This window comes from Tibeticola sp. (genome assembly GCF_022759015.1).
Lineage (GTDB): Bacteria > Pseudomonadota > Gammaproteobacteria > Burkholderiales > Burkholderiaceae_C > Tibeticola > Tibeticola sediminis.
Window position 1 is genome coordinate 1 of sequence record NZ_JAEMQB010000174.1, and the last position, 5,888, is coordinate 5,888.

Below are 5,888 nucleotides of genomic sequence, written 5' to 3' on the forward strand. Positions count from 1 at the left end.
AGAACGGCACGGTAACGTCGAATCCGGCAGCTCGGGCCGCCTGCTCGACGCCAACGTTGCCCGAGAGGACGATCACGTCAGCGACGCTCGCGCCCGTGTCCGCGGCGATGCCCTCGAGCACGCCGAGTACGCGGGCGAGGCGGGGCGGCTCGTTGCCCTCCCAGTCCTTCTGAGAGGCCAGGCGGATGCGCGCGCCGTTGGCGCCGCCGCGCATGTCCGAGTCACGATAGGTGCGCGCGCTGTCCCATGCGGTGGTGACCATGTCGCTGATCGACAGGCCGCTCTTCGCGATCCGCGCCTTGACGGCGTCGACGTCGTACTTGGTGTTGCCGGCGGGGACCGGGTCCTGCCAGATCAGGTTTTCCTTCGGCACGTCGGGGCCGACGTAGCGAGCCTTCGGACCCATGTCGCGGTGCGTGAGCTTGAACCACGCGCGCGCGAACACCTCGGAGAAGTAGGCCTGGTCCTTGGAGAAGCGCTCCGAGATCTTCCGGTAGGCGGGATCCTTGACCATCGCCATGTCCGCGTCGGTCATGATCGGGTTGTAGCGGATCGACGGGTCCTCGACGTCGACGGGCTTGTCCTCTTCCTTGATGGTCACGGGCTCCCACTGCCAGGCGCCGGCGGGGCTCTTCTTCAGCTCCCACTCGTGCTTGAAGAGCATCTCGAAGTAGCCGTTGTCCCAGCGCGTGGGGTGGGTCGTCCACGCGCCCTCGATGCCACTCGAGACGGTGTCCCGGCCGAAGCCCTTGCCCTTGGGATTGTGCCACCCGAGGCCCTGCTCGCCTAGGTCGCCCCCTTCCGGCTTCGGACCCAGAACGCTCGCGTCCCCGTTGCCGTGGCACTTGCCGACCGTGTGCCCGCCGGCGGTGAGCGCGACCGTTTCCTCGTCGTTCATCGCCATGCGCGCGAACGTCAGCCGCACGTCCTCGGCCGTGCGAAGCGGATCGGGCTTGCCGTTGACGCCCTCCGGATTGACGTAGATGAGGCCCATCTGCACTGCGGCCAGCGGATTGTCGAGCGTCTCGCGGCTCTGTCCATCGTACCGGTTCGCGGCGAGCCACTCCTTCTCGGAGCCCCAGTCGATGTCCTTCTCCGGATGCCAGATGTCCTCGCGACCGAAGCCGAAGCCGAAGGTCTGCAGGCCCATGGACTCGTACGCGATCGTTCCGGCCAAGATGATCAGATCGGCCCAGCTGACGCGGTTTCCGTACTTCCTCTTGATCGGCCAGAGCAGTCGGCGCGCCTTGTCGAGGTTGACGTTGTCCGGCCAGGAACTGATGGGGGCGAACCGCTGGTTGCCGGTGCCGCCACCGCCACGGCCGTCGGCGACGCGGTAGGTCCCCGCGGAGTGCCACGCCATTCGGACGAAGAGACCGCCGTAGTGCCCCCAGTCCGCAGGCCACCACGCCTGGCTGTCCGTCATCAGGGCACGCACGTCCTTCTTTAGCGCGTCGACGTCGAGCTTCTTCAGCTCTTCGCGGTAGTTGAAGTCGGGGCCCAGCGGATTGGTCTTGCGGTCGTGCTGATGGAGGATGTCGAGGTTCAACGCCTTCGGCCACCAGTCCATGGTCGAGGCGCCGACCGTCGTGTTGCCCCCGTGCATGACTGGGCATTTGCCGGGGCTGCTCCCCTTCATCGGGGCGGTGCGCGGATGCGCGTGAACTGGCTGCTTAGAATCGCTCATGGTGTTCTCCTCTTGCGTACGGGGTGCGCGGCGTCGGCTGGCGTCGCTTCTTGCAACTTCTGGCACTGCGCGCAGAGCCCCCGCACGTCGACGTGTGAATCGACGATGCTGCCGAAGCGCTTCACAGCTGCAGGAACGGGCAGCCCTTCGAGCGCGGTGCTCTCGAAATCCCTCACCAGCCCGCAGCGCAGGCACACGTAGTGGTGATGGCGCGCGAGGTTCGCGTCGAAGCGCACGCTGTCACGACGCGGGCCAAGCGTGGTGACAAGCCCGAGGTCGTTCAGCATCCACAAGGTTCGGTACACGGTGTCGAGCGAGACCGTTGGCATCCGCGCTTGCACGCTGCGCAGGAGCATCTCGGCGTCAGGGTGCTCGATGCTCGACGCGAGCTCGCGGAAGATCTCAAGCCGCTGGTGGGTCAGCTTCACGCCCGCCTCTTTCGCGGCCGCCTTGAACCGCTCGAGCCGCTGCACGACCTCATTGCTCTCGCTCTTGGCCATTGGTTCCTAGTTGCGTATAATTCGCAGGTAGGAATATAGTGACATCTATAGTCACTGTCAACCGAGTGCGTCTGGTGGATCGCCACGCACCAGATCTCGCTCGTTCAGCTAGCCCATCGCGCGAGAAGCACGCCGCTGATGCGATCGGTGCGCGGCCCACGTTGCGCATGACTTCCGCCTCCGTCCCTCGACTGCCGTTACCTCCGAACTGGGCACGTGCTCAAGCCGAAGAGCCGGTAGAGCGGGCAAAAGCCCCAGAGACCGGTGAATAGTGGCACGAGTCCGAAGAGCCCCCACCAGGTCTGCGGACCGATGACCGTCAGCGATAGCAGCCCGAGCCCCAGAGCAATCCTGAGACCGCGATCCCATCCAGCTTCGTTGTTCTTCATGGCGAATGCCTCCTTGCCGATGAGAGCCACAGCGCGATGAAAGGGTTCGGGTGTGCGAACTCGGTCAGCCGCGCCGCCCAGGTCCCACCACGAGCAACCCGAGCACGGCGCCGTAGAGCCGTAGAGCCCCGCGATGGGAGGGCGGCATAGAATCGTGCAGCCGCTGCCAGCGAGCGCGAACAGCTGGCCGACGGCGATCATCGCGCCGGCGCCTCCCAGCGCGGCCAAGGTTCTCCACACCCAGGGGCGAGCTCGCATCACCATCGGCTCATCGCCCCAAGATCGTGCACCGCGACGTAGCCCGCACTCTTGAGCATCCGGGCGGCGCGGCCGCTCCGATTCCCGCTCCGGCAGTAGAGAACGACGGCCCTGTCCTTGGGCTCGATCTCGCCCATACGGCGGTCGAGTTCCTGGACCGGGATGTTGATAGCCCCGGAGATGTGGCCGACAGCAAACTCCTCAGGCGTACGCACATCGAGGAGACGCGCTCCGCCCTCCACGAGACGCCGCGCATCAGAGCTGGTGACGTCGCCCCCCCTCATGAACAGGAGGTACCCAACCAGGATGACGGCCACGACGACGGCGACGACCTTGAGCACCACGGGCGTCACTCCAGCATCTCGATTGCGCGCGTGAGCCTCTGTTTGACCGCTTCGGCCAGCTCCGCGAGCTTCGGGTTTCCCGTTGTAGCCAGGGTCTTCGTCGGGTCGATCGCCAGGACGACTGCCTTACCGTCGTCTCCTTCATAGACGACGACGTTGCACGGCAGCATGAGAGCGATCTCGAGTTCGGCCTGAAGCGCCTCGTGTGCGAGGGGCGGGTTGCATGCTCCGAGAATCTTGTAGCGACGGAAGTCGACGCCGAGTTTCTGCTTGAGCGTGCTCTGGATGTCGATCTCGGTGAGCACACCGAAGCCCTCCGCCTTGAGCGCCTCTGGTACGCGGGTGATCGCCTCGTCGTAGGTGGCGCGGAGCGCCTTGCGAATTCCAAACGTGGTCATGGGCATCCTTCCTTTCGATCAAGCTCGTCTTCCTGGCCTTCTTGCCGCACCGACCGGCGCGGTGACGGAACCGCTCAAGTGGGCACCCCGAGCTTCGGCAACACCCACCTCTGCAGAGCGATCCAAACGGCGACGAAGACGATGATTCCGAGCCAGCCATCCATACCCGGTAGGTGCCAGGCGCGGGGGAAAGGATTCGTAGCTTATTTCCCAAGAAGATCGCGCAGCCACGACCGTCGTTTGGCACCGACCGCATGCTTGGCCTCCTTCGCCTTCTCCTCGCGGCAGCGACAACGGTCGGCCGGCGGAACGTTGCCGAGAACCTGTTCTACATGCGCGCCGCAACCGGCAAACGTGGGGCGACCGCACTTGGAACAATCGACTCGACGGCACATCAAACACCTCCCGCTCTCGCAGCGCGCGGCGCCGGGCGTTTGCTCTCCTGCTCGTCGAGGCTGCGTCGCACTTCGTTCATGTCGAGCGCACGTACCTTCTTCACGAGCTCGTCAAGGGCGGCCGCCGGAATAGCGCCTGGCTGGGCGGCGAGCAGAACACCGTCACGTAGGACCAACAACGTCGGGATGGCCCGAACCTGAAAAGCTGCAGCCAGACCGGGCTCGGCCTGGGTGTCGACCTTGCCGAAGACCACGTCGGGGTGGCGCATCGCGGCGGCCTCGAAGACGGGCGCGAACGCTCGGCACGGGCCGCACCAAGCGGCCCAGAAATCGAGCAGAACGATGCCCTGTTTGACGGTTGCTTCGAACGTTTTCTCGGTCACCTGCACGGTCGCCATCGTGGCCTCCATGCTCAGGTAGAGCCGCCGGTTGGCGAAAGGGTTCAGGCGTTCTCGGCGAGGAAGTTTCGCAGGGCGACCTTGACCGATGCCTGGACCGAGTTCGGCACCTGGACCGTTGGCCCGGTCGTACGACAGAGTGCGAGCGTTCGCTTGAGCGAGTCGCAGGCGCTGCGGCAGCGGTCGCAGGCTTGAAGGTGACGCTCCATCTCGGCGCAGATATCCGCGCTGATTTCCTCCTCGAGGTGCTGCGAGAAGAGCGTCAGAACGTCGGGACACGTCCCGTTGGCAGCCGCGCCGTCGGTCGAAATCCCGAGCATGGGCGCGACCTGCGCGCGCACGGACAGTCGTGCGCGATGGAGCCGGCTCTTGACGGCCTGGATGCTCACGCCGAGGACCTCGGCCACCTCGGGTGCGGTCAAGCCCTCCACGTCGCGAAGGAGAAGTACCTCGCGGTACATGGGCTCGAGGCTGCGGATCGCTTGCTCCAGCGCGTGCTCGACCTGCTTGCCAGCGAGCACCTCGTCGGGGCTCTGCGCCGGATCGGCGAGCTGTCTTCCCTCTGCGATCATCTCGGTGTCGAGAGACCGCTCCTCCTCCGGGGCGAACTTGCTCCTGCGCCGTTTCTTGATGCAGAAACTGCGGGCGATCGTGTAGAGCCAGGTCGAGATCGACGAGGCGCCGCGGAAGTCGCGTACGCCGCGCGCCATGGAGAGTAACGTGTCCTGCAGGACGTCCTTCGCGTCCTCGGGGTCGCGGCACATCTTCATGCCGAAGCGGTAGACCTGAGCCTGATGCCTCTCGAGCAACGCCTCGATGGCTTGGGCGTCGCCGGCGCGGGCCCGTTCGAGGAGGAAATTGTCGGCTTCGTCGCGCATCTACCTGCAAACTTGTCCCACAAAACGCCGAGATCGGCCACGAGGTCGTGCTGGGCGGCCACGAACCCATTCGGCGAACGCGGGCTCTCACCCAGTGAAAGGAGCACCCCATGCTCTTCAGACAGCTCTTTGAGCGGGAGTCCAGCACGTACACGTATCTCCTGGCGGCCCGGCAGGGCGGCGAGGCGTTGCTGATCGATCCCGTGAAGGAGGAGATCGGCAAGTACCTGCAGCTCATCAAGGAGCTGGATCTTCGCCTCCTCTTCGCAGTAGACACGCACGTTCATGCCGACCACGTGACCGGGCTCGGCGAGCTTCGTACTGCCACGAGCTGCGCGACCATCATGGGAGCACAGAGCAAGGCCGAGTGCGTTTCGCGCAAGGTGACGAACGGTGAGCTCATCAAGGTCGACGGCCTCGAGCTTCGTGCGCTCTACACGCCGGGCCATACGGACGACTCGTATAGCTTCGTGGCGGAGGACCGCGTCTTCACCGGAGACACTCTCCTCATCCGGAGCACCGGGCGCACCGACTTTCAGAACGGCGATCCCCGTGCCCAGTACGAAAGCCTGTTCGGTAAGCTGCTCAAGCTGCCAGACGAGACACTCGTGTACCCGGCCCACGACTACAAAGGCTGGACC

9 protein-coding genes are annotated in these 5,888 nt (G+C 65.2%); 1 reads left to right on the forward strand and 8 read right to left on the reverse strand.

What is annotated here, in order from left to right; all coding sequences use genetic code 11:
• From katG to JHC36_RS11040, 8 genes are all read right to left on the reverse strand, one after another.
• A partial coding sequence (gene katG / locus JHC36_RS11010; protein WP_287919066.1) for a catalase/peroxidase HPI occupies positions 1-1,687 on the reverse strand: 1,687 nt, incomplete at its 3' end.
• Positions 1,684-2,187, reverse strand: coding sequence for a Fur family transcriptional regulator (locus JHC36_RS11015; RefSeq protein WP_287919069.1), 504 nt, complete (start codon positions 2,185-2,187; stop codon positions 1,684-1,686). The genes JHC36_RS11015 and katG, both read right to left, overlap by 4 nt.
• A gap of 197 nt (positions 2,188-2,384) precedes the next feature.
• Positions 2,385-2,840, reverse strand: a complete 456-nt coding sequence (locus tag JHC36_RS11660) for a YgaP family membrane protein (protein WP_353846138.1) — start codon at positions 2,838-2,840, stop codon at positions 2,385-2,387.
• Positions 2,834-3,178 carry a rhodanese-like domain-containing protein gene (locus tag JHC36_RS11025; RefSeq protein WP_287919073.1) on the reverse strand — a complete coding sequence of 115 codons (345 nt, stop codon included), beginning with the start codon at positions 3,176-3,178 and terminating at the stop codon, positions 2,834-2,836. The genes JHC36_RS11660 and JHC36_RS11025 overlap by 7 nt, the downstream gene beginning before the upstream one ends.
• 5 nt (positions 3,179-3,183) lie before the next feature.
• Positions 3,184-3,576, reverse strand: a complete 393-nt coding sequence (locus JHC36_RS11030) for a DUF302 domain-containing protein (protein ID WP_287919075.1) — start codon at positions 3,574-3,576, stop codon at positions 3,184-3,186.
• A 203-nt stretch (positions 3,577-3,779) separates the two neighbouring features.
• A complete protein-coding gene (locus tag JHC36_RS11685) occupies positions 3,780-3,971 on the reverse strand; it encodes a DUF8730 family Cys-rich protein (protein ID WP_503007046.1) in 192 nt (63 codons plus the stop codon).
• Positions 3,971-4,369, reverse strand: coding sequence for a thioredoxin family protein (locus JHC36_RS11035; RefSeq protein WP_287919078.1), 399 nt, complete (start codon positions 4,367-4,369; stop codon positions 3,971-3,973). Before JHC36_RS11035 ends, JHC36_RS11685 begins: the two co-directional genes overlap by 1 nt.
• A 44-nt stretch (positions 4,370-4,413) precedes the next feature.
• Positions 4,414-5,247, reverse strand: a complete 834-nt coding sequence (locus tag JHC36_RS11040) for a sigma-70 family RNA polymerase sigma factor (RefSeq protein ID WP_287919079.1) — start codon at positions 5,245-5,247, stop codon at positions 4,414-4,416.
• Between the two features lie 110 nt (positions 5,248-5,357).
• Between JHC36_RS11040 and JHC36_RS11045 the strand changes: the two genes are divergently transcribed.
• The coding region (locus JHC36_RS11045; RefSeq protein ID WP_287919081.1) for an MBL fold metallo-hydrolase at positions 5,358-5,888 on the forward strand (531 nt) is incomplete at its 3' end.

Bases quoted from the DNA above. Each gene is read 5' to 3' on its own strand.
- JHC36_RS11030 (WP_287919075.1), bottom strand. From the start codon at position 3,576: ATGACCACGTTTGGAATTCGCAAGGCGCTCCGCGCCACCTACGACGAG.
- JHC36_RS11040 (WP_287919079.1), bottom strand. From the start codon at position 5,247: ATGCGCGACGAAGCCGACAATTTCCTCCTCGAACGGGCCCGCGCCGGC.
- JHC36_RS11660 (WP_353846138.1), bottom strand. From the start codon at position 2,840: ATGGTGATGCGAGCTCGCCCCTGGGTGTGGAGAACCTTGGCCGCGCTG.
- JHC36_RS11685 (WP_503007046.1), bottom strand. From the start codon at position 3,971: ATGTGCCGTCGAGTCGATTGTTCCAAGTGCGGTCGCCCCACGTTTGCC.
- JHC36_RS11035 (WP_287919078.1), bottom strand. From the start codon at position 4,369: ATGGCGACCGTGCAGGTGACCGAGAAAACGTTCGAAGCAACCGTCAAA.
- JHC36_RS11015 (WP_287919069.1), bottom strand. From the start codon at position 2,187: ATGGCCAAGAGCGAGAGCAATGAGGTCGTGCAGCGGCTCGAGCGGTTC.